This is a genomic window from Paraburkholderia phenoliruptrix (genome assembly GCF_902859825.1).
Classification (GTDB): domain Bacteria; phylum Pseudomonadota; class Gammaproteobacteria; order Burkholderiales; family Burkholderiaceae; genus Paraburkholderia; species Paraburkholderia phenoliruptrix.
Genome location: NZ_CADIKB010000017.1, coordinates 1 through 20,510 on the forward strand (window position 1 = coordinate 1; position 20,510 = coordinate 20,510).

The following is a 20,510-nucleotide window of genomic DNA, read 5'->3' on the forward strand; positions in this document are numbered from 1 at the left end:
GCGGTTCTCCTTGGTTCCCTGTTCGGGAGGTTGGTCCTGGAAACCCGATTCTCTCGGATTCCACTGGCGAACCGCCGCCTTCAACCTTCAACTACGCCTGGGACATTGCCCCCGGCGAGCATGCAGGTAGTGCATTTCCGGGCTGTCTTCCGCGGGTTTGTAAAACTTCAGCTGTTCGACGTCCGCGTCCGTGAGCGGCAGGCGGAAGCGGTCGCGAAACGCCTTGAGGTCGTCGTAATCGAGCTTCTTCTGTTGATGCGTCGTCATGCGCCCCTGGCCCGCCGCACCCATGCCGAAGCCCTTCATCGTTTTCGCGAGAATCACGGTCGGCTGGCCGCGATGCGCAAGTGCCTTTGCGTAAGCGGCGTGCAGTTTGCGCGCGTCGTGGCCGCCGCGCCGCAAGCGGTCGATATCTTCGTCGCTCAATTGCCCGGCGAGCGCGGCGAGCTCCGGATTCTGGCCGAAGAAGCGCTCGCGGTTGTAGGCGCCGTCGTTAGCCGAGAAGGTCTGGAACTGGCCGTCGACGGTCTGCGCAAACGCGCGCAGCAAGGCGCCGCTGCGGTCGCGCGCAAACAGCGCGTCCCAGTCCGAACCCCAGATCACCTTGATCACGTTCCAGCCGGCCCCGGTGAAATGCGCCTCGAGTTCGTCGGTGATGCGGCCGTTGCTGCGCACCGGGCCGTCCAGACGCTGCAAATTGCAGTTGATCACGAACACCAGGTTGTCGAGCCCTTCGCGCGCGGCGAGCGACAACGCGCCGGTCGACTCGGGTTCGTCCATCTCGCCGTCGCCGAAAAAGCCCCACACCTTGCGGCCTTGCGTGTGCGCGAGCCCGCGATTCGCGAGGTAGCGCATGAAGCGCGCCTGATAAATCGCGTTGATCGGGCCAATGCCCATGGAGCCGGTCGGAAACTGCCAGAAATCCGGCATCAGCCACGGATGCGGATACGAACACAGCCCGGGCCCGCCGATCTCGCGACGGTAATGCCGCAGGTTCTCCTGCGACAGAAAGCCTTCCAGATACGCTCGCGCATACACGCCCGGCGACGAGTGCGGCTGGAAGTACACGAGGTCGCCCGCGCCCTCGCCTGCTCCCGCGCCTTTTTCCGAAGCCGACGCGCGAAAGAAATGGTTGAAGCCGACCTCGAACAGATCCGCCGCCGACGCGTAGCTCGCAATATGCCCGCCGAGTTCGCCGTACGCCTTGTTCGCGCGCACCACCATCGCCAGCGCATTCCAGCGGAGCGCGGCCGCAAGCCGCTCTTCCAGCTCCAGATTGCCCGGATAGCGCGGCTCGTCCTCCGGCGCGATCGTGTTCCGGTACGGCGTCACATTGTTGCGCGCCGCTTCGACGCCGAGCGAGACGGCATGGCTCGCCAGCCTGTCGAAGAGAAACTGCGCGCGCTCGCGGCCCACGTGTTCGACAACGGCGTCCAGCGCCTCCAGCCACTCGGCGGTTTCCTGCGGATCGGCGTCCGCCGGCTCGGCACGGGCTGCACCGAGGGTCCGCCACTGCTCGCTACCGCCGGACAAATCCGTCATGACATCACTCCGTGTCGACGCGTTCGGTTCACAATCGAGTGAGTCAATGGTACTTGCGAGTCGGCAAAATGAGCGTCTCATTTGCTTGAGATGTTAGGCTGCGATAGGCTATTTGTTCCGGATTTCCCACCGCTCACAGAAGATTTCAACTATGACCACGCCAACCCGGCGGCTTGACCGCATCGACATCGGCATCCTGAGCCAGTTGCAGCAGAACGCGCGCATCACCAATGCCGACCTGGCGCGCTCGGTGAATCTGTCGCCCACGCCGTGTTTTAACCGCGTGCGCGCGCTCGAAAAGCTCGGTCTCTTCAAGCAGCAGGTCACGCTGCTGAATCCGGAACCGCTTGGGCTGCGCATCAACGTGTTCATTCAGGTGAGTCTGGAAAAGCAGGTGGAAGATGCGCTGCAGCGCTTCGAGCAGGCCATTGCGGAGCGCCCCGAGGTGATGGAGTGCTATCTGATGACGGGCGACGCCGACTATCTGTTGCGCGTGGTGATGCCGGACATGCAGACACTCGAGCGTTTTATCGTCGATCATTTGACGAAGATTCCCGGCATTTCCAACATCCGTTCGAGCTTTGCGCTGAAACAGGTGCGCTACAAGACGGCGCTGCCGCTGCCCGCGTCCGGATTGACGCTGACGGACCCAGACGACGTCGCGACCGACTGGCGCTGACGCGTCCTGCACGCGGCCCTCGCTTCGCGCAAACGCACGACCACTAATCAGGAGAAGAAAACGATGAGCTACGACGACAGCAATCCGTTCGCGAAGATTCTGCGCGGCGAGCTACCGTGCATCAAGGTCGCGGAAAACGATGCAGCGCTCGCCTTCATGGATCTGATGCCGCAGGCCGAGGGCCACGTGCTGGTCGTGCCGAAGGAAGCCGCCGCGGAGATTTTCGATTTGTCGGACGCGGCGACGGTGGCCTGCATGCGCATGACGCAAAAGCTCGCCATTGCGGTGCGCGCGGCGTTGCAACCGGACGGCATATTCATCGGCCAGTTCAACGGCGCGGCGGCGGGCCAGACGGTGCCGCACGTGCACTTTCACGTGATTCCGCGTTGGGAAGGCCAGCCGCTGCGCCTGCACGCCCGCGAGGTCGCCGACGCGGACACGCTCGAAGCGCTGGCCAAACGCATCCGAGCGCACTGGCGCGCGGATTGACGGACTGCGCTCAGGCACTCGCATGCGGCGCGCCGGTGTATCGCGTCAAGCACACACGCGCCGCTTACAGCCGATGCCGCGAACGACGCAGCGGATGGCGCCAGTCCAGCCGCCGCGGCTTTGCATGCAGCGGACGCATGTCGTGCAAATGCCGGTGTTCCTGCCACAATTCGTCGGAGAAAAGAAACGCGACGATCAGCAGCGGAAGGACAAGAAAAACGCCCAATATCACGTTCTCGATCACGGTGGCCTCCGTTTGCTCGAGCATGGAATCCATTCTAGAGCACCGCACGTACCCGCACTGCCGACCACCGCGCATTAACCTGTGCGCACCACATAGAACGTGAGCTGGCATTGTTTATCTTCTGCATCTGCCGCTTTAATTCGCGTCCTGCGTGCGACGATATGAACGACTTTGTGTGCAATGCACCAAGCGCATTTCCGTTTGTAGTAAATCGCTTAAATCGACTCTCGCGTTTACGCTAATGCGGGCCGCAAACCATTACTGGTGAAAGCGGTGCGCATGCCGGGTCGTTTAGTTATCCATTGCAGTTTCGCCGCTTTTTCCGGCTGCCTAAGGTTTAGGCACCTGCGCCGCGCGGTGCGACAATTCGCCGCTGTTGCAACCGCACACAAGATGTGCTTGTTGTTCTGCGGCGTTCTCCTAAAGTGCAAGGTGCGGGTTAGACGATGGAGTTAAATACATAGCTAACCTGAGCATTTGGCCCGCACCGGAGGAACTATGAAAACTCGACTCGCCCTTGTTTTCGCCATTGCAAGTCTGGCTGCCGCAACCGTTCAGGCGCAAGACGTCGTGATCAAGCCGCAGCAGACCATTCAGTTCAAGGCCAACTCGTATGGCTGCCTGTCGAAAGACAAGCTCGACGCCGTCGACCAGCACGCGCAAGCCGGTGAACAGCAGAAAATGCAGGAGTTCTTCTCTGGATACCAATGCGTTTCCACGCCGGAGAATTCGAGCTTCCGCGTGGTGCGCGTGGTCGGTCACGACTTCGAGTTCGTGAATGCCGGCAATAGCGACACGCAAGGCCTCTGGGCAAACGACCGATTCATCAAGCAATAAGCTTTTCGCGCTTCGGCTTTTAGCGCGTCGTCACGCACGCGCCCCGATAATACGCGGGAGCGCAGTGCGAACATGCGCATTCTCCGGCTTTAAATACCGGAGACGGCAAGCTTGCGATTAAAAAATCGGCGAGACACGGTTAGGTGTCCCGCCGATTTTTATTTTGCGCAGCGAGATAACACACGAAGCGAAAAAAAACCGATGCGGCATATCATCCGCATCGGCAGTACGCCTTCTCGCAAAGCGCAGAAACACGTTTTATCTGGTCGACCCGCTCGCGTCTGTCAGTGAGAATCGCGCGGCACCGGCGCGCCGCTCGAACCGACCAGGAAGTCGAGGTCCGCACCCTGATCCGCCTGCAGCACGTGCTCGACGTAGAGCTTGTAGTAGCCGCGCTTGGGTGACTCGGGCGCCTGCCACGCTGCGCGCCGGCGCTCGAGCTCCTCGTCGCTGACTTCGAGGTGCAGGCGCCGCGCCTCCACGTCGAGTTCGATCATGTCGCCGGTTCGCACGAGGGCAAGCGGGCCGCCCGCGGCCGCTTCCGGCGACACGTGCAGCACCACCGCGCCGTACGCGGTACCGCTCATGCGTCCGTCGGAAATGCGCACCATGTCCGTAATGCCTTTTTGCAGCACCTTTTTCGGCAACGGCATGTTGCCCACTTCGGCGAAGCCCGGATAGCCCTTCGGCCCGGCACCCTTCAACACCATGATGCAGTTCTCGTCGATGTCGAGCGACTCGTCGTCGATCTTCGCGTGCAGTTCCTCGATGTTCTCGAACACCACCGCACGGCCGCGGTGTTTCAGCAGTTCCGCAGTGGCCGCCGACGGCTTGATCACCGCGCCGTTCGGCGCGAGATTGCCCTTTAGCACGGCAATGCCCGCCTTCGCCTTGAACGGCTCGGCGAACGTGGTGATGACTTTCTCGTCGTAATTCTGGGCGTTGCGCACGTTGTCCCAGATCGTCTTGCCGTTGACCGTCAACGCTTCGCGATGCAACAGACCCTGTTCGCCGAGTTGCTTGAGCACCGCCGGCAACCCGCCCGCGTAGTAGAAATCTTCCATCAGGTATTCGCCCGACGGCTGCAGGTTCACGAGACACGGCACGTTGGAGCCGAGCTCCCAGTCTTCCAGCGAGAGCTCCACGCCGATGCGCTTGGCCAGCGCGATCAGGTGCACGACCGCATTGGTCGAGCCGCCAATCGCCGCGTTCGTGCGAATCGCGTTTTCGAACGCCTGGCGCGTCAGGATCTTGTCCATCGTCAGATCCTCGCGGACCATGTCGACAATGCGTCGGCCGGCCATATGCGCGAGCACCTGACGGCGCGCGTCGACCGCCGGAATGGCCGCGTTGTGCGGCAAACCCATGCCGAGCGATTCGACCATCGAAGCCATCGTGGAAGCCGTGCCCATTGTCATGCAGTGGCCGCGCGAGCGGTTCATGCACGACTCGGCCTCGGTGAATTCTTCCTGCGTCATCGTGCCGGCGCGCACTTCCTCCGACATCTGCCAGACGCCCGTGCCCGAGCCGATATGCTTACCGCGAAAGCGGCCGTTCAGCATCGGTCCGCCCGACACGGCGAGCGCCGGCAGATTGCAGGACGCCGCGCCCATCAGCAGCGCGGGCGTCGTTTTATCGCAGCCGACGAGCAGAATCACGCCGTCCATCGGATTGCCGCGGATCGATTCCTCGACATCCATCGAAGCGAGGTTGCGAAACAGCATGGCCGTCGGCCGCAGATTCGTTTCGCCAAGCGACATCACCGGAAATTCGAGCGGCAGGCCGCCGGCCTCGTGCACGCCTTTTTTCACATACTCGGCGAGTTCGCGGAAATGCGCGTTGCAAGGCGTGAGTTCCGACCACGTATTGCAGATGCCGATCACCGGACGTCCGTCGAATTCGTCGTGCGGAATGCCCTGGTTTTTCATCCACGAGCGATGCAGAAACCCGTCGCGGTCCTTGAGGCCAAACCACGCCTGGCTGCGCAGCGGCTTTTTAGTCTGGTTGGAATCAGCCATGAAATCTCCTGTTGGCAAACGTGTAGAGCGGGGCGCGCAATCGGAATGTTTCAGTGCACGCGCTTGCTGCGGCGGAACTGGTCGAACAGCACCGCGAGCAGCAGAATCCCGCCGCGAATCAGGTATTGATAGAAAGTCGGCACATTCATCAGGCTCATCGCGTCCTGCACCGAGCCCATGATGAGCACGCCCACCAGCACGCCGGAAATCGTCGCAACGCCGCCAGTCAGCGACACGCCGCCGAGCACGCACGCGGAAATCACGCCGAGCTCCAGGCCGACCGACGTTTTCGGATCGCCGAGACTCATACGCGACGCAAGCATCACGCCCGCAAAACCGGTAACGAGACCCTGCAGCACGAACACCGTGATCTTGATGCGGGTGACGGGCAGGCCTGCGAGCAGCGCCGCCTCGCTATTGCCGCCGACAGCCAGCACGTTCTTGCCGAACACGGTTTTCTTCAGCAGAAAACCGAACAGCACGAAGCCGATGATGTTGCTCCAGATCGGATACGAAATGCCGAGGAACGAGCCGCCGCCCAGGTCGAAGAATCGTTCTTCGGAAATCATCACCGCGTCGCCGCTCGACGTGATGTACGCGAGGCCGCGCACGACTTCCATCATCGCAAGCGTGACGATCAGCGAGTTGATCTTGTAGCGTGCCACGAGCACGCCGTTCACGAGCCCGACCACGCCGCCCGCGACCACACCCGCGGCCACGCCGAGCAGCACGCTATGCGTCGCCGTGATGAGCGTCGACGCCACCACGCCGGCAAACGCTACGATCGAGGCGACCGACAGATCCACTTCGCCGAGCGCGAGCACGAACATCATCGTCACGGAGATCGAACCGATCAGCGTGACGGAAAGCAGCAGGCCCTGAATATTTCGCGAGCTGAGGAAGTCGGGCACGGTGAACGACAACACCGCGAACAGGATGACGAACACCATCACGATGCCGGACTTGTTGATCAGATCCCACGTGCGCGCGGCGCGCGCACTCAAGCCTGCCGAGGCGACGGCCGGCGTGGAGGATTCGGTTGAAGGTGTATTCATGATGTGTGTTCCGTTTCAATGCCGCAGTTTCGGTTCAGCGGCGCCATTCAGTTGCGTTCGGTTCGGCCGGCGATGGGCGAAGATGGAGCCGGCATGTCTAGCGGGGCAGGGCGAGCTTGATGAGCGCGTCGGGCGTGGCCTGCGCTTTCGGCAGATCACCGACGAGGCGTCCTTCCTTCATCACGATCACGCGATCCGTCACGCCGATCACTTCCGCCAGGTCGCTCGACACCACGATCACCGTGCGGCCCGCTTCGGCGAGTCCATACAGCAGTCCGTAAATTTCACTGCGCGCGCCGACGTCAATGCCGCGCGTGGGTTCGTCCATCAGAAACACGTCGATCTCTTCGGCGAGCCAGCGCGACAAGATCACCTTCTGCTGATTGCCGCCCGAGAGCGTGCCGATCGGCGTCTCGCCATTGCGTGTCTTGATGGCGAGCTTGCCGATGAACTCCTTCGCGGTCTGCGCTTCCTTGCGGCCGTTGAGCACGTTGAAACGGCTGAAATGCCGGCGGCAGCTGATATTGAGGTTGTCGGATACCGAAGCGATCGAGACAATGCCTTCCTGCTTGCGATCTTCCGGACAGAGCGCGACGCCCGCGCGCACCGCGTCGCGCGGCGTGGCAAAGCGCACCGGCTTGCCTTTGAGCGTGATTTCGCCGGCGGTCGGCTTCACCGCGCCGTAGATGAGCTTCATCAACTCCGAGCGCCCCGCGCCCACGAGTCCGAAGAAGCCGACAATTTCGCCCTTGCGCGCGGAAAAAGTGGCGGGCTCGCGCAGGCCCGGACCCAGGACGCCTTTCACGTCGAGCTGCACGTCGCCGAGTTCGCGCGTGCGATAGCCGTACACGTCCGCGATAGAACGGCCCACCATGCAGCTGATCAAACGATCGCGGTCGAGCCCGGCGCCTGCGTCGAACGTATCGATGCGGCGGCCGTCGCGGAACACGGTCACGCGGTCGCACAACTCGTAGACCTCGTCCATGCGATGCGTGACGTAGATGATCGCGCGGCCCTCAGCCCGCAACGCGCGAATGATCCGGAACAGTTGCGTGGTCTCGCGCGACGACAGCGAACTGGTCGGTTCGTCGAACGCGATCACGCGCGCGTCGCGCATCAGCGCCTTGCCGATCTCGATCATCTGCCGCTGACCGATGGACAGATTCTTCACCTGCTGCGACGGGTCGATTTTTTCGCCGAGCCGTTCGAGCTCGTGCAGCGCGCGCGCCGCCAGCGTCTTTTCGTCCAGCACACCGAAGCGATTGGGCAGCGCGCCGAGCATCAGGTTTTCCGCGACCGTCAGCTCGGGCACGAGATGCAGTTCCTGATAGATGATCGCGACGCCCGCCGCAATGGCCGCTTTCGTCGTCGTGAACTGCTGCTCGACGCCGCCGAGCGACAGCGTGCCCGCAGCCGGCTGATTGACGCCGGAGAGCACTTTCAGCAGCGTCGATTTGCCGGCGCCGTTTTCGCCCATCAGGCCATGCACTTCGCCGGGCCGCACTTCGAGCGACACCTGGTCGAGTGCGAGCACGCCGGGAAAACGCACGGTAATGCCGTCGAGTTGCAGATACGGCTCGGTGGACGCAAGCGCAGGCGAGAGCGCTTGCACCGGCTCAGCAGTGCCGGCGGAAGACGCAGTGTGTGAGGACATCATCAAAAAAACCTCAGTGGTGAACAGGCTGTGCGGGCCGCTCCCGCTTCACGCGAGTTGCGAATGGGCGATTTGGCGAACTGCGGCGCGGCCCGCCGCGTGCGAAAGCGAAACGCGGCTTAAATACCGAGTTCCTTGCGCACGTCCTGCCAGTTGCTGCGCACCATCAGCTTGCCGGTGGTTTGCGTGTCGGCCGGCGGCTGCTTGCCGTTCTTGATCCATTCGACGAGGTTTTCCGTGCTCTCGCGGCCATGCATCGTCGAGCTGACGGCGATCGTGCCGTAGAAGCCGGTCGGCTCCTTCTTCTGGAATTCGGCAAAGGCTTCGCCCGCGCCGTTGATGCCGACGCCGATCACGTCCGCCGCCGGAATATGCAGCTGCTCGGTCGCGCGCACGCCGCCCAGCACGCTTTCCTCGTTCAGCGCGAAGATCACCCACTTCTTGATGTTCGGATGCTGCGCGAGCACCGGCGACGATGCGTTGAAGCCGCCTTCGTCGTCGGTCGTCTTTTGCGGCGCGTCGAAAATGTTCTCTTTCTTGAAGCCGCCGGCGAGCAGCGTTTGCGTCGCGCCGTCGGTGCGCAGCTTCGCGGTCGGCAGCTCGTAGTTCGTGATGCGCAGCGCGCCGACTTCTTCCGGCTTCCAGCCGCGGCGCTTCATTTCGTCGCTGATCGCCTGGCCGACCTGGTTGCCAATCTTGAACGCGGACATGCCGAGGTGCGGCACGTTGGCAAGCGGCTTGCCGCTGGAATCGACCAGTTGGTCGTCCACCGTCACGAACTTCATGTTGTAGCGCTTGGCGCGCGCCTGAATTGCCGGTCCGAGGCGCACGTCGGGCGCGCAGATCACGAAGCCCTTTGCGCCTTGCGCGCCGAGATTGTCGATGGCGGACAGTACTTTTTCACCGTCCGGCGTGCCGATGTTCACCACCGAAAAGCCGTCCTTCTGACCGAGCGCGGTCGCGGCTTTCTGTTCGTTGATGAACCACGCCTGTTCCGGCATCTTCACAAGGAAGCCGACTTTGAGCGGCTGGTCCGCATGGGCGGAAAGCTGCATCGCGAAGGGCGCGGCAAGGGTGGCCGCGGCAATCGCGGTCAGCGTCAAACGGCGAAGCTTGCTGGTCATGTCTGTCTCCTGAGGTTGAAAAGCTGCATTAATTTCATTTATGTGCAGCGAGGCGATACACGGCGTTAGCCGGGACTTGAAAAGCGGATGAGTGGATCGATGCCGGTGGCGATGTGCATGTGCGTCACCGGCTCAACTCGCGACATAAGCCGTTTTCACGGCCGTCCAGAACGCAGCGTCGGTCGAGCCGTACGCGGACGCCTTGCGCCCGCCGCCCGGCGCGTGATGCTCGACTGCCGTCGTCGGCAGATTGATCGTGACGAGGCCGCTGTGCACATGACGGCGGAAATGCCGCGCGCGAGACAGCGAGCGCGTGCAGATGCCGGCGCACAGGCCATAGGCGCTGTCGTTCGCCAGGTGCAGCGCGTGCTCGTAATCGTCGGCGCGCAGCACGACCGCGAGCGGCCCGAAGATTTCGTCGCGCGCAATCCGCTGTTCGGCTTCGCCCGCGAACAACGCGGGCTCGAAGAAGTAGCCACGCGTCGCGCGTTCGAGGCGCCGGCCGCCGTGCAGCAGCTGCGCGCCTTCCTGCGCGGCGATGCGCACATAGTCGAGATTGCGCTCGAGCTGCGCGGCGTTCGCCACCGGGCCCATGTCGGTGCCGTGCTTGAGCGCGTGGTCGACGGTGAGCTGGGCGAGCCTTGCCCGCAGCGCATCGACAAACGGCTCATGCATCGCGCGTTCGACGATCAACCGCGCCGCCGCCGTGCTGCGCTGGCCGGTCGAGCCGTAGGCGCCGGTCAACGCCGCATCGACGGCAATGTCGAGGTCCGCGTCGGCCAGCACGACGAACGGATTCTTGCCGCCCATCTCCAGCTGCACGCGCGCCTGCCGGGCCGCGGCGGCCTGCAGCACACGCGTGCCGGTTTCCGCCGAGCCGCTGAAACTGATACCCGCGACAAGCGGATGCGCGACGATCCGCGCGCCGACCTGGCGGCCGCTGCCCATCACGAGATTGAACACGCCCGCCGGCAGACCCGCGCGGCTCACAATGGACGCAAGCGCCGCCGCGCAAGCCGGCGTCGACTCGGCCGGCTTGAAGACGACGCAATTCCCATGCGCCAGCGCGGCGCCGATCCTGGCTGCGGCAATCGCGAGCGGCGCGCTCCACGGCGCGATGATGCCGACCACGCCGAGGGGCTCGCGCGTCATGTCGATTTCGACGCCCGCGCGCGCCGAGGCGACCGGCTCCGAGTACGCGCGCTGAGCATCGGCGGCGAGCAGCTTGAACGTCTGGCCCGCGCGGGTGGCTTCCGCGAGCGCCTCGGGCAAGGTCTTGCCGACTTCGCGCGCAAGCAGACGGCCGAGCTCGTCGCGGCGCGCGAGCATTTCGCTGCCGATCGCGTCCAGCGCGTCTGCGCGGCGCTGACCGGAGCTCAGCGACCATTCGCCGAAGGCCGCGTTGGCGGCTTCAATCGCACTGTCGGTCTGGCGCACGTCGGCGCGCACGTATTCGCCGACCGGGTCGTCCAGATCCGACGGATTCAGCGAAACGCCCGTGGTCGCGCCCGTCTCCCAGCCGCCATTGATGTAATGGCGCAGCGGGCTGGCAACGAGCGGGACGAGCGGATCGCGGTTCATCGACGGAAGGGCGCCACGTGAGATGCATGAAAGTCCACGAATGGTATGAGCGGGGGCAATAACTTTCCAATCCCTTTTTGAGCTATCCCGATAACAATTCCGGTATGGCATCATTCAGCCAACGACAAGAGACGCTGGAGACAGGCCATGACGCGTAGCTACTCGAACTGGTTCGTCCGGGCGCGGCTGAAGACGCGGCAATTGCTGCTGCTCGCCGCCATGGAAGAAGAGGGCAACGTGCGGCGCGCCGCCGACGTGCTCGGCATGACGCAGCCGGCCGCCTCACGGCTCCTCAAGGAGCTGGAAGACATGCTGGGCGTGAGCCTTTTCGATCGCACGCCGCACGGCATGCACGCAACGCTGTACGGCGAGGTGATGATCCGCCATGCACGCATGGTGCTCTCTAACCTGAGCCACGCGCACGACGAAATCTCGGCGCTACGCGCGGGGCTCGCCGGGCAGGTGCGGATCGGCGTGATTGCGGCGGCGGCGGCGACCATGGTGCCGCGCGCGATCGCGAGCGTGAAGGAGCGCTATCCGCAATTGCAAATGTGGGCGGAAGTCGAAACCTCCGACGTGATGCTGCCGCGGCTCGCCGAGGGTGAGCTCGACATCATGATCGGCCGGGTGTTGGAGCGGCAGAACCAGTTCAAGACCGAAGTCCGCTATGAACCGCTCGCGGACGAGCCGCTGTGCGTCGTCGCGCGGCCGGGCCATCCGCTCGAAAACGAGACGGGGCTGACCTTGCGCGGCATCGTCAACGCGAGCTGGGTGCTGCATCCGCCCGGCAGCGTGCTGCGGCACCGGTTCGATCTGATGTTTTCGCAAATCGGCCTGAATCCGCCGCAAAACGTGGTGAATACCAACAACTTCCTCGCGATTTCCAGCCTGCTGCTGCAGAGCGACATGTTGGCGGTTTTGCCGAACGAAGTGGCGGGTCAGTACCAACAGTACGGTGTATTGAAGCGTCTGCCGATCGATTTACCGTGCAGGATGGATACTTTCGGTATCATCACGCGCCAGTCGCACCTCTTGTCGCCGGCGGCTTCCGTCGTACTGGAAGCGCTGCGGGAGGCGGCCAGCGAGGTCTACGGCGCGCCGTCGGAGGCGGCCGTGGCTCGATAAATGCTCCTTCCCCTGTATAAGGCAGACGCCTCGGAGCGCGGGAGGGACGCGATATGTATAACAAACACGGAAAACGGCAGCGCGCCGTCGACGACTCATTTTCCGTTCGCTCCGGTGGAGCGAGCGTCTGGTTCAGCAACGGCATGGCTCTCAAATCGACGATTTACAAGGCGGAACTGCAGATCGCCAACATGGACCGGCACTATTACGCCGATCATTCGCTCACCATCGCGCGTCATCCGTCGGAAACGGACGAGCGGATGATGGTGCGCGTCGCCGCGTTCGCGCTCTTCGCGCAGGAACGGCTCGAATTCTGCAAGGGCTTGTCGGACGTGGACGAGCCGGATCTCTGGCAAAAGGACCTGACGGGCGCCATCGAAACCTGGATCGAGGTCGGCCAGCCGGACGAGCGGCGCATCGCCAAGGCGAGCGGCCGCTCCAACGACGTGGTCGTGATCGCCTACGGCGGCCGGGCTTCGGACATCTGGTGGCAGGGCGTGCGCAACAAGGTCGAGCGCATGCGCAATGTGACGGTGTGGTCGCTCGGCGAAAATGTGGCGGCGGAGCTCGGCTCGCTCGCGGAACGCACGATGCGCCTGCAATGCACGGTGCAGGACGGCGAAGCGTGGCTCGGCAGTGCCGAGGCCGACGCGGTCAAGATCGACTGGACGGTGTTGAAGGCGCCCGCCAACGCCTGAGTTGCGGCGTCTGGGCTGCGGCGCCCGAGCCTGAGCCGCGGAAGCCTGAGCTTCGCTCGCGCGAGCCTTACCCGGACCGCGCGAGCCCGTCACAGCGACGTCACGCGCGCGGCCTCCGGCGGCCCCTTCAATTCGACCATGTTTCCCTCCGGGTCGAACAGATACAGCGACGGCCCATAGCCGTCCGCGCCATAACGCACTCCTTCTTCGCCAAGACGCGCGCCGTGTGTGGCGAGGTGCGCCTTGAGCGCTTCGGCGTCGAATGGTTCGACGCGCAGACACACGTGATCCATGTTGCGCGCCGCGCCGGGCGCCCCGTTCTCCGGCCGGTCGATCTTCGCGCCCACCTGCAGCAGGTCGATCAGCGACCGCCCCGCGCGCAATTGCGTGAGACCAAGCTCGCGCTGCTCCTTCTCGAGACTGCAACCGAGCACGTCGCAGTAAAAGCGCGCCATGGCGTCGACATTAGTCGCCCGGATCACCACATGATCGATCTCGCGGATATGAATCTTCATATTGGAAGGCCTCCTGAGGCTGGCGTTCTGACGGTGAACAGCCAGTTTAGGAGAAAGCGGGGCCGACGTTCACGGAGCCGGAATCGGCCGTGCGAACAAAATGTACAGACGAAAAAAAGCCCGCTCTATGTGGAGCGGGCTGAATCCATATCAGGAGGAGACATGGAGGAGACAGGTACTAATATACACACGCGCTTGGTGCGACGCAATAACTTTTTAGGGGAAAACCCGACATCGTGGAAATTTGTCGCAGGTTGGGGCAAAACGACCAGTTGGCGGGCGCGCAGTGGCCCAAGGACACCCGCTGCCTACGAGGAAGCGCAATGACACGGCAAGATCCGGAGCGTACCGTGTCGGGATGCGGCCTACATTGGTGAGCATGGAATAAGCTCATCGACAGCACTATCGGGACATCATCATGAACCGCACGCCTCATCCCACAGAAACCGACACGACCCGCCGCAGCGCCGCCTGGCATTCCGACGACGAACGCTGGGAAGCCGTCACGCGCCGCGATCCGCTCGCGGACGGCGCTTTCTTCTACGGCGTGACGACCACGGGCGTGTTTTGCCGCCCGTCGTGCGCATCGCGCCAGCCGCGTCGTGAAAACGTCGCCTTTTTCGCCGATGCCGCCGCGGCCCGCGCCGCCGGCTTTCGCGACTGCAAGCGCTGTCAGCCGGGCGGCTTGCCGCGCGAACTCGACATCGTCAACCGGGCGTGCGCCGCGCTCGACGCCGATCCGCAGCAGCGCCTTACGCTCGCGCAATTGAGCGACGCCGTGCATGTCAGCCCGTTCCACCTGCAGCGGCTGTTCAAGCGGGTGGTGGGCGTGTCGCCGCGTCAATATCAGGCGGCGCGGCGCGGCGCCGCGTTGCGCGATGCGCTCAGGAGCGGCGCGGACGTCACGCGCGCCACGCTGGACGCCGGCTTTAATTCGCCTTCGCGGATGTACGACAGCGCGTCGGCGGAATTGGGCATGGCGCCCTCCGAATACCGCCGCAAGGGCGCGGGGCTGACCGTGCGCTACGCGAGCGCGCCGACCTCGCTCGGCTTCGTGCTGGTGGCCGCGACCGACAAAGGCATCTGCAAGATCGGTTTCGCCGACGACACCGCTTGTCTGATGGACGAATTGCGCGGCGAACTGGCCAATGCAGAACTGCTCGAGGATGGCGAGCGGCTCGCGCCGTTCATTGCGCAGATCGACGCCTATCTGCGCGGCACGCGTCAGCAGGTCGAGCTGCCGCTGGACATCGCGGCGACGGCCTTTCGCCAGCGGGTATGGGACGCGCTGCGGCGCATTCCCTACGGCGAAACGCGCAGCTATTCGGAGATTGCCGAAGCCGTCGGTGCGCCGCGCGCTGTGCGTGCCGTGGCCAGCGCGTGCGCGAACAATCCGGTTGCGCTGGCCATTCCGTGTCATCGCGTGGTGCAAAAGGGCGGGGCGCTCGCCGGCTATCGTTGGGGCTTGCCGCGCAAAGCCGCGCTGCTCGAGAACGAGGCGCAGCACGCCCAGCACGTTTGCGCCGACGATGCCGGCACCGCTTCCATCTCAACCCTCGCCACCAAACTGGATCACGCTGCGTGAGCACGCTCGACGACGTCACCACCCTTGAACTCCCCTATAAACCGCCGTTCGACTGGCCGCGCCTGTTGCGCTTCTTCGGCGGACGCGCAACGCCCGGCGTGGAAGCCGTGGAAGACGGCGCGTACCGCCGCGCGATCGAATGGGCCGGCGAGAGCGGCACGCTGAGCGTGCGCCCGCACCCGCGCAAGCGTTGTCTGGTGGCGAGCCTCGAAGGCCCGGTCAGCCGTCACGCCGATGCGCTAGCCGCGCCGATTGCGAAGATGTTCGACCTGAAGGCCGACCCAAAAAAGATCGGCACGGCTCTCGCCGAGGACCCCTGGCTCGCGCCGCTCGTCGAGGCGGCGCCCGGACTGCGCGTGCCCGGCGCGTGGTCCGGCTTCGAACTGGTGGTGCGCGCGATCGTCGGCCAGCAGATCAGTGTGAAGGGCGCGACCACCATCATCGGACGATTGGTCCAGCGGACGGGCGAGCGTATCGAAGGGCATGCGCATGAGAACACCGCGTGGCGCTTTCCCACGCCTGAAGCGTTGGCACGCGCCGACCTTGCGCAGATCGGCATGCCTGGCAAACGCGTCGCCGCGCTGCAAGGATTTGCGCACGCTGTCGCGAGCGGCGACGTGCCGCTCGACAGCGCCGCCGCCGACGCCAACACCCTGCGCGCCGCATTGCTCGCGCTGCCCGGCATCGGCCCCTGGACCGTCGAATATGTGGCGATGCGCGCGTGGCGCGATCCCGACGCGTGGCCCGCGTGGGACCTCGTGCTGATGCAGTCGATCTGCGCGCGCGACCCGTCGCTCGTGCGGCCCACGCAGCAGCGCACCCGCACCGACGCGTGGCGCCCGTGGCGCGCTTATGCGGCCATGCATCTGTGGAACGAGGTGGCGGACCGGGCCGGGGCCGCACGCGGCGGTTAGGCGCACCGGCGGCTGATATCGAGCCCTTTGACGAAAAGCGACGCCGTGCCGAGGCCTGAAGCCTGAAGCCTGAAGGCCGAAGCGCGAAGCCCGGCACGCTACTGAAACTCCGGCTGGCGAAACGTCCAGAATAAATGCCCGGAATAACCTGGAAACCGTGTGGCCAAATCCGCACTTGCGGCGGGCAAACACACGTGCCGGCGGCCCGCAAACGCCCGCTGAAGCGGCCTCAAGCAGGCGCGGTGGCGAGATGTTAAAGTGCCCGCTACTGAAAATCTTGCCGAACGTTGTCGACCGCACGAGACTGCCAGCCGGCAGCCGCGCGGCACATGGCGGCCGACAACGCCCGACCCGCATCAATGCCAAACACGACCTCATCCCGCACGACCGACGCGTTTTCGCACCGCCTGTCCGTGCTGACTTCCGGGCCGCAGCGCGACGCGCTGCTGCGCGGCCTGCGCGGCATAGAAAGAGAAAGCCTGCGCGTCACGCATGCGGGCCAGCTCGCGTTGACGCCTCACCCACGCGCGCTGGGTTCGGCGCTGACGCATCCGTCGCTGACCACCGACTATTCGGAAGCGCTGCTCGAACTGATCACGCCCGCTGAGCACGACGTCGCGCTGACGCTCGAGAAACTGGATACGCTGCATCGTTTCGTCTATGCGGAACTCGGCGACGAGATTCTCTGGAACAACTCCATGCCGGGGCTGTTGCCCGACACCGACGAAGGCATTCCGATTGCGAACTACGGCACGTCGAATATCGGCAAGCTGAAGTACGTGTACCGCGTCGGCCTCGCGCTGCGCTATGGCCGCACGATGCAATGCATCGCGGGCATTCACTACAACTATTCGCTGAACGAAGAAGTGTGGCGGTTCCTGCACGCGGACCAGCAATCCACCGCGAGCGCCGTCGATTTTCAGTCCGACCGTTATCTCGCGCTGATCCGTAATTTCCGCCGCACCAACTGGCTGCTGATGTATCTGTTCGGCGCGTCGCCCGCGCTCGACTGCCGCTTTTTGCGCGACCGCAAACACACGCTCGACACTTTCGACGCCGACACCTTGTACCGCCCCTATGCGACGAGCCTGCGCATGAGCGACCTCGGCTACTCGAACACCACCGCGCAAGCCGCGCTGCACGCCGACTACGACACGCTGCCCGGCTATCTCGACGCGCTCGCCAAAGCCGTGAGCCAGCCGTATCCCGCGTATGAGGCGATCGGCACACAGCGCGACGGCGAGTGGGTGCAGATCAACACGAATGTGCTGCAGATCGAAAACGAGTTTTACTCGACGATCCGTCCGAAGCGCGTGACTTATCCCGGCGAGCGTCCGCTGCATGCGCTCGCCGCGCGCGGCGTGCAATACGTCGAAGTGCGCTGCATGGACATCGATCCGTTCGAGCCGGTCGGCATTTCGCTGGAGACGTCGCGCTTTCTCGACGCCTACCTGCTCGTGTGCGCGCTCGACGACAGCGCGCCGCTGCCGCCGCCCACGTATTGCGAAGCCAACCAGAATTTCGCGCGCGTCACGACGGAAGGGCGCAAGCCCGGCTTGGAACTCGTCCGCGACGGCCAGGCTGTGGCGATGACCGAATGGGCCGACGAACTGTTCGCAAAGATCGACGCCGCGGCAGCCGCGCTCGACGCGCTGCACGGCGGCGACGCGCACGCGCGCTCCGTTGCCGTGCAGCGGGCGAAGCTGGCCGATCCGTCGCTGACGCCGTCCGCACGCGTGCTGCAGACGATGCGCGACAAGCAGCAAAGCTTCCTCGAATTCGGTCTTGAACAGAGCGAGGCGCACGCGGCGTATTTCCGCGCGCATCCGCTCGACGCGGGCACGGCGAAAGCGTTCGCGGATCTTGCCGCGCAGTCGCTCGAGGAACAGGCGAAGTTGGAGCGCGAGGAGATCGGCTCGTTCGATGCGTTCGTCGCGGCTTATCGGGCGTATACGTTGAACCGGTTCAGCGTGTGAGTACAGCAGCTCGGGCTCAGTTGCGGACCACTTGCGGCTCATTTGCCGCCCATTCGCGGCAAGACAGCAAAGCGGCTCCCCGAGCCGCTTTTTTATTGCCTGCTTCACCTCGCGGTAACGACTACGCAAAACGTCGGCGAACCGCGGCCTCGTCGGCAAATTATTCGCGCCTTTCCACGTTTCTCTGATCCAGACGAAACACGCTCCGCGCAAGACGGTCCAAACTTTTATGACACGCTAGCGAGAGGGAGATCAACGTGATGAATAAAGGTCTGTTGCCCACATTGCGCGACGCGAGCGTCGCCATCGCGGCCATTGCGGCCATGGCCGCGGCCGGATGCTCGACGCAGGGACAGGTCGATCCCGACGTCATGCAGATTGCAACCACGCCGCTCACGTGCTCGAACAAGGCCGAGTGCGACCTCTGGTGGCAGCGCGCGCAAACGTGGGTGACCAGCCATTCGAAATACAAGGTCGAAGCCGCCACCGACACGCTCATCCAAACCGCCGGCCCCGACGGCGGCAAGCGCGCGCTCGCGTATCAGATCACCCGCACGCCCAATCCCGACGGCACGGCGACAATCGGCTTTGCTGCGCATTGCGACGGATCGCTCGGCTGCAAGCCGAACCCGTGGGAAGCGGGCGCCGACTTCAAGCAGTACGTGCGCGGCACAGCGGCCGGCACACAAGGAAACGACGCGAAACCGTCGCAGCCGGCGTCCGCCGCCATGCACCCGGAGGCGCGGCAAGGACAGTCGGCCGCGCCGTCGGCTGGCGCGGCAGCCAGTCAGTAAGCAGCGCCCGGCGCGCGCTCAGTGCCCCATTGAAGGACCCACGCCCTTGCGCGGTTTCGTGATCCACACGAGCACGGCGAGCACGAGGAAGGCCGCGCACGAAATGCGGAAAAAGTCGTTGGTGGCCAGCATATAAGCCTGCGCGGTCACCACCTGGTTCAGCTGCGCGGTGATGCTGTCGCCGGAAAGACCCACGCCGGCCAGCGCATTCGTGTACGCGTTGGTGTTCGCGGTGTACACGTTGACGTTATCGACCAGCAGCGCGTGATGGCGAATGGTGTCGTTTTCCCAGTAAGTCGTGCTGATCGCGGTGCCGATCGCGCCGGACAGCGTCCGGAAAAAGTTCGACAGGCCGGATGCGCTCGCGAGCCGTTCGTCCGGCACGCTCGATAACGTAATGGTCGTCATCGGCACGAAGAAGCAGGCCACGCCGATGCCTTGCACGAGGCGCGGCCAGATCACGTGGTTGAACGGCACATCGAGCGTGAAGGTGGAATTCCACAGCGACACGAATGCAAACACGATGAACGCGAAGCTCGCAATGACGCGCAGGTTCAGCCGGTGCATGTTCTTGCCGATCAGCGGCGAAAGGAACAGCGCGAGTATGCCGACCGGCGCGGTGGCAAGACCCGCGAGGCCGGCGGTGTAGCCCATCACGGTCTGCAGCCACAGCGGAAAAATCACCACCGAGCCGAAGAAAGCCATAAAGCCGAACGAGATAATGACCACGCCAAGCGCGAAGTTGCGGTCCTTGAAGAGCGACAGATCGACGACGGGCTCTTTCTCGGTCATCTCCCACACCAGCATGAATGCAATCGAGATCACCGCGATGACCGCGAGCGTCACGATGAACGTGGAGTTGAACCAGTCGCGATCCTTGCCGAGGTCCAGCACCATCTGCAGGCACGCCACGCCGATCACGAGCAAGGAAAGGCCGACCGCGTCGATGCGCTGCTGCGTGGTCTTCGTTTCGCGCCCGCGCAGCAGCACGAACGCGCAGCCCGCGGAAAAGAGGCCGATCGGCACGTTGATGTAGAAGATCCACGGCCACGTGTAGTTGTCCGTGATGTAGCCGCCCATCACAGGCCCGAAGATCGGCGCGCAGATCACGGTCATCGCCCACAGTCCCAGTGCGAGCCCGCGCTTCTCCGGCGGATAGGAGCGCATCAGAATAGTCTGCGAGAGCGGCACCATCGGCCCGGACACGAGCCCTTGCGCGAGCCGGAAGACGATCAGCGACTCGAAGTTCTGCGCAAAACCGCACAGCGCCGAGGCGATCGTGAAGAGCAGCACGGACAGTGTGAAGAGGCGCACTTCGCCGACGCGCCGCGCAAGCCAGCCGGTGAGCGGCACGGCGATCGCCGAAGCCACCGAATACGACGAGATCACCCACGTGCCCTGGCTCGTGGCGACGCCGAGACTGCCGGAGATGGTCGGCACGGCAACATTCGCAATCGACGTGTCCAGCACCTCCATGAAGGTGCCGAGCGCCAGTCCGACGGTCAGCAGCGCGAGCGCGCCGCCCGTCAGCGGTGCGGGCTCGGCCGCAGGCGGCGTGGCGGATGGAGCGGCTGGTTGTGCCGCGGGTTCGGCAGCGTTGGTAGCCGTAGCGGCCATGGTTGTTCTCCTCAGCGCGGAAAGATTGTCGCTAGGTGGATCGCTTAATCCGTAGGGCCGGTT

General features: G+C 64.1%; 17 protein-coding genes and 1 pseudogene. 9 read left to right on the forward strand and 9 right to left on the reverse strand.

Annotated features, from left to right (window positions below; translation table 11 throughout):
* Positions 1-93 precede the first annotated feature (93 nt).
* Positions 94-1,542 (reverse strand): annotated as a pseudogene (locus tag HV711_RS17825) (thiamine pyrophosphate-binding protein); the annotation flags it as partial.
* A 151-nt stretch (positions 1,543-1,693) separates the two neighbouring features.
* On the opposite strand from HV711_RS17825, the gene HV711_RS17830 reads away from it, so the two are divergent.
* Entirely contained in the window at positions 1,694-2,221 is a 528-nt protein-coding gene (locus HV711_RS17830) for an Lrp/AsnC family transcriptional regulator (RefSeq protein WP_013590118.1), read from the forward strand.
* 63 nt (positions 2,222-2,284) lie between these two features.
* Positions 2,285-2,710 carry an HIT family protein gene (locus HV711_RS17835; protein WP_035480361.1) on the forward strand — a complete coding sequence of 142 codons (426 nt, stop codon included), beginning with the start codon at positions 2,285-2,287 and terminating at the stop codon, positions 2,708-2,710.
* Between the two features lie 64 nt (positions 2,711-2,774).
* Here the strand turns inward: HV711_RS17835 and HV711_RS17840 are convergent, their stop codons facing one another.
* Positions 2,775-2,987, reverse strand: a complete 213-nt coding sequence (locus tag HV711_RS17840; protein ID WP_374725903.1) for a hypothetical protein — start codon at positions 2,985-2,987, stop codon at positions 2,775-2,777.
* Between the two features lie 465 nt (positions 2,988-3,452).
* Between HV711_RS17840 and sap1 the strand changes: the two genes are divergently transcribed.
* Positions 3,453-3,791, forward strand: a complete 339-nt coding sequence (sap1, locus tag HV711_RS17845; RefSeq protein ID WP_013590115.1) for a surface attachment protein Sap1 — start codon at positions 3,453-3,455, stop codon at positions 3,789-3,791.
* Positions 3,792-4,075: 284 nt separating this feature from the next.
* Here the strand turns inward: sap1 and HV711_RS17850 are convergent, their stop codons facing one another.
* The 5 genes from HV711_RS17850 to HV711_RS17870 form a co-directional block, all read right to left on the reverse strand.
* Positions 4,076-5,809 carry an IlvD/Edd family dehydratase gene (locus tag HV711_RS17850; RefSeq protein ID WP_035480363.1) on the reverse strand — a complete coding sequence of 578 codons (1,734 nt, stop codon included), beginning with the start codon at positions 5,807-5,809 and terminating at the stop codon, positions 4,076-4,078.
* Positions 5,810-5,859: 50 nt separating this feature from the next.
* Positions 5,860-6,864, reverse strand: a complete 1,005-nt coding sequence (araH, locus tag HV711_RS17855) for an L-arabinose ABC transporter permease AraH (RefSeq protein WP_013590113.1) — start codon at positions 6,862-6,864, stop codon at positions 5,860-5,862.
* A gap of 97 nt (positions 6,865-6,961) precedes the next feature.
* The gene (gene araG, locus HV711_RS17860; RefSeq protein ID WP_028362207.1) at positions 6,962-8,521 is read right to left on the reverse strand and encodes an L-arabinose ABC transporter ATP-binding protein AraG; all 1,560 of its coding nucleotides are present in this window, start codon (positions 8,519-8,521) and stop codon (positions 6,962-6,964) included.
* Between the two features lie 116 nt (positions 8,522-8,637).
* Entirely contained in the window at positions 8,638-9,642 is a 1,005-nt protein-coding gene (locus HV711_RS17865; RefSeq protein WP_013590111.1) for an arabinose ABC transporter substrate-binding protein, read from the reverse strand.
* Positions 9,643-9,774: 132 nt separating this feature from the next.
* Positions 9,775-11,223: an aldehyde dehydrogenase family protein gene (locus HV711_RS17870; RefSeq protein WP_013590110.1), complete on the reverse strand. Its 1,449-nt coding sequence runs from the start codon at positions 11,221-11,223 to the stop codon at positions 9,775-9,777.
* A gap of 147 nt (positions 11,224-11,370) precedes the next feature.
* Here HV711_RS17870 and HV711_RS17875 point away from each other — a divergent pair, with 147 nt between their 5' ends.
* Both HV711_RS17875 and HV711_RS17880 read left to right on the forward strand, forming a co-directional pair.
* Positions 11,371-12,348, forward strand: coding sequence for a LysR family transcriptional regulator (locus HV711_RS17875; RefSeq protein ID WP_013590109.1), 978 nt, complete (start codon positions 11,371-11,373; stop codon positions 12,346-12,348).
* Positions 12,349-12,491: 143 nt separating this feature from the next.
* Positions 12,492-13,046 carry a YaeQ family protein gene (locus HV711_RS17880; protein ID WP_035480419.1) on the forward strand — a complete coding sequence of 185 codons (555 nt, stop codon included), beginning with the start codon at positions 12,492-12,494 and terminating at the stop codon, positions 13,044-13,046.
* An 89-nt stretch (positions 13,047-13,135) separates the two neighbouring features.
* Here HV711_RS17880 and HV711_RS17885 read toward each other — a convergent pair whose 3' ends face one another.
* The gene (locus HV711_RS17885; protein ID WP_028362209.1) at positions 13,136-13,561 is read right to left on the reverse strand and encodes a VOC family protein; all 426 of its coding nucleotides are present in this window, start codon (positions 13,559-13,561) and stop codon (positions 13,136-13,138) included.
* Between the two features lie 418 nt (positions 13,562-13,979).
* Here HV711_RS17885 and ada point away from each other — a divergent pair, with 418 nt between their 5' ends.
* From ada to HV711_RS17905, 4 genes are all read left to right on the forward strand, one after another.
* Positions 13,980-15,146, forward strand: coding sequence for a bifunctional DNA-binding transcriptional regulator/O6-methylguanine-DNA methyltransferase Ada (gene ada / locus HV711_RS17890; RefSeq protein WP_035480365.1), 1,167 nt, complete (start codon positions 13,980-13,982; stop codon positions 15,144-15,146).
* The gene (locus tag HV711_RS17895) at positions 15,143-16,060 is read left to right on the forward strand and encodes a DNA-3-methyladenine glycosylase family protein (RefSeq protein ID WP_035480367.1); all 918 of its coding nucleotides are present in this window, start codon (positions 15,143-15,145) and stop codon (positions 16,058-16,060) included. Before ada ends, HV711_RS17895 begins: the two co-directional genes overlap by 4 nt.
* A gap of 359 nt (positions 16,061-16,419) precedes the next feature.
* Positions 16,420-18,036, forward strand: a complete 1,617-nt coding sequence (gene gshA, locus HV711_RS17900; RefSeq protein ID WP_035480420.1) for a glutamate--cysteine ligase — start codon at positions 16,420-16,422, stop codon at positions 18,034-18,036.
* Between the two features lie 260 nt (positions 18,037-18,296).
* The gene (locus tag HV711_RS17905) at positions 18,297-18,830 is read left to right on the forward strand and encodes a hypothetical protein (RefSeq protein WP_035480369.1); all 534 of its coding nucleotides are present in this window, start codon (positions 18,297-18,299) and stop codon (positions 18,828-18,830) included.
* 18 nt (positions 18,831-18,848) lie between these two features.
* Here HV711_RS17905 and HV711_RS17910 read toward each other — a convergent pair whose 3' ends face one another.
* The gene (locus tag HV711_RS17910; protein WP_013590102.1) at positions 18,849-20,447 is read right to left on the reverse strand and encodes a DHA2 family efflux MFS transporter permease subunit; all 1,599 of its coding nucleotides are present in this window, start codon (positions 20,445-20,447) and stop codon (positions 18,849-18,851) included.
* Positions 20,448-20,510: the final 63 nt, after the last annotated feature.

Coding starts and splice junctions, on each gene's coding strand:
- HV711_RS17850 (WP_035480363.1), bottom strand. CDS start 5,809: ATGGCTGATTCCAACCAGACTAAAAAGCCGCTGCGCAGCCAGGCGTGG.
- gshA (WP_035480420.1), top strand. CDS start 16,420: ATGCCAAACACGACCTCATCCCGCACGACCGACGCGTTTTCGCACCGC.
- HV711_RS17865 (WP_013590111.1), bottom strand. CDS start 9,642: ATGACCAGCAAGCTTCGCCGTTTGACGCTGACCGCGATTGCCGCGGCC.
- araH (WP_013590113.1), bottom strand. CDS start 6,864: ATGAATACACCTTCAACCGAATCCTCCACGCCGGCCGTCGCCTCGGCA.
- HV711_RS17910 (WP_013590102.1), bottom strand. CDS start 20,447: ATGGCCGCTACGGCTACCAACGCTGCCGAACCCGCGGCACAACCAGCC.
- HV711_RS17885 (WP_028362209.1), bottom strand. CDS start 13,561: ATGAAGATTCATATCCGCGAGATCGATCATGTGGTGATCCGGGCGACT.
- HV711_RS17830 (WP_013590118.1), top strand. CDS start 1,694: ATGACCACGCCAACCCGGCGGCTTGACCGCATCGACATCGGCATCCTG.
- HV711_RS17880 (WP_035480419.1), top strand. CDS start 12,492: ATGGCTCTCAAATCGACGATTTACAAGGCGGAACTGCAGATCGCCAAC.
- HV711_RS17840 (WP_374725903.1), bottom strand. CDS start 2,987: ATGGATTCCATGCTCGAGCAAACGGAGGCCACCGTGATCGAGAACGTG.
- sap1 (WP_013590115.1), top strand. CDS start 3,453: ATGAAAACTCGACTCGCCCTTGTTTTCGCCATTGCAAGTCTGGCTGCC.
- ada (WP_035480365.1), top strand. CDS start 13,980: ATGAACCGCACGCCTCATCCCACAGAAACCGACACGACCCGCCGCAGC.
- HV711_RS17835 (WP_035480361.1), top strand. CDS start 2,285: ATGAGCTACGACGACAGCAATCCGTTCGCGAAGATTCTGCGCGGCGAG.
- HV711_RS17905 (WP_035480369.1), top strand. CDS start 18,297: ATGAATAAAGGTCTGTTGCCCACATTGCGCGACGCGAGCGTCGCCATC.
- HV711_RS17870 (WP_013590110.1), bottom strand. CDS start 11,223: ATGAACCGCGATCCGCTCGTCCCGCTCGTTGCCAGCCCGCTGCGCCAT.
- HV711_RS17875 (WP_013590109.1), top strand. CDS start 11,371: ATGACGCGTAGCTACTCGAACTGGTTCGTCCGGGCGCGGCTGAAGACG.
- araG (WP_028362207.1), bottom strand. CDS start 8,521: ATGATGTCCTCACACACTGCGTCTTCCGCCGGCACTGCTGAGCCGGTG.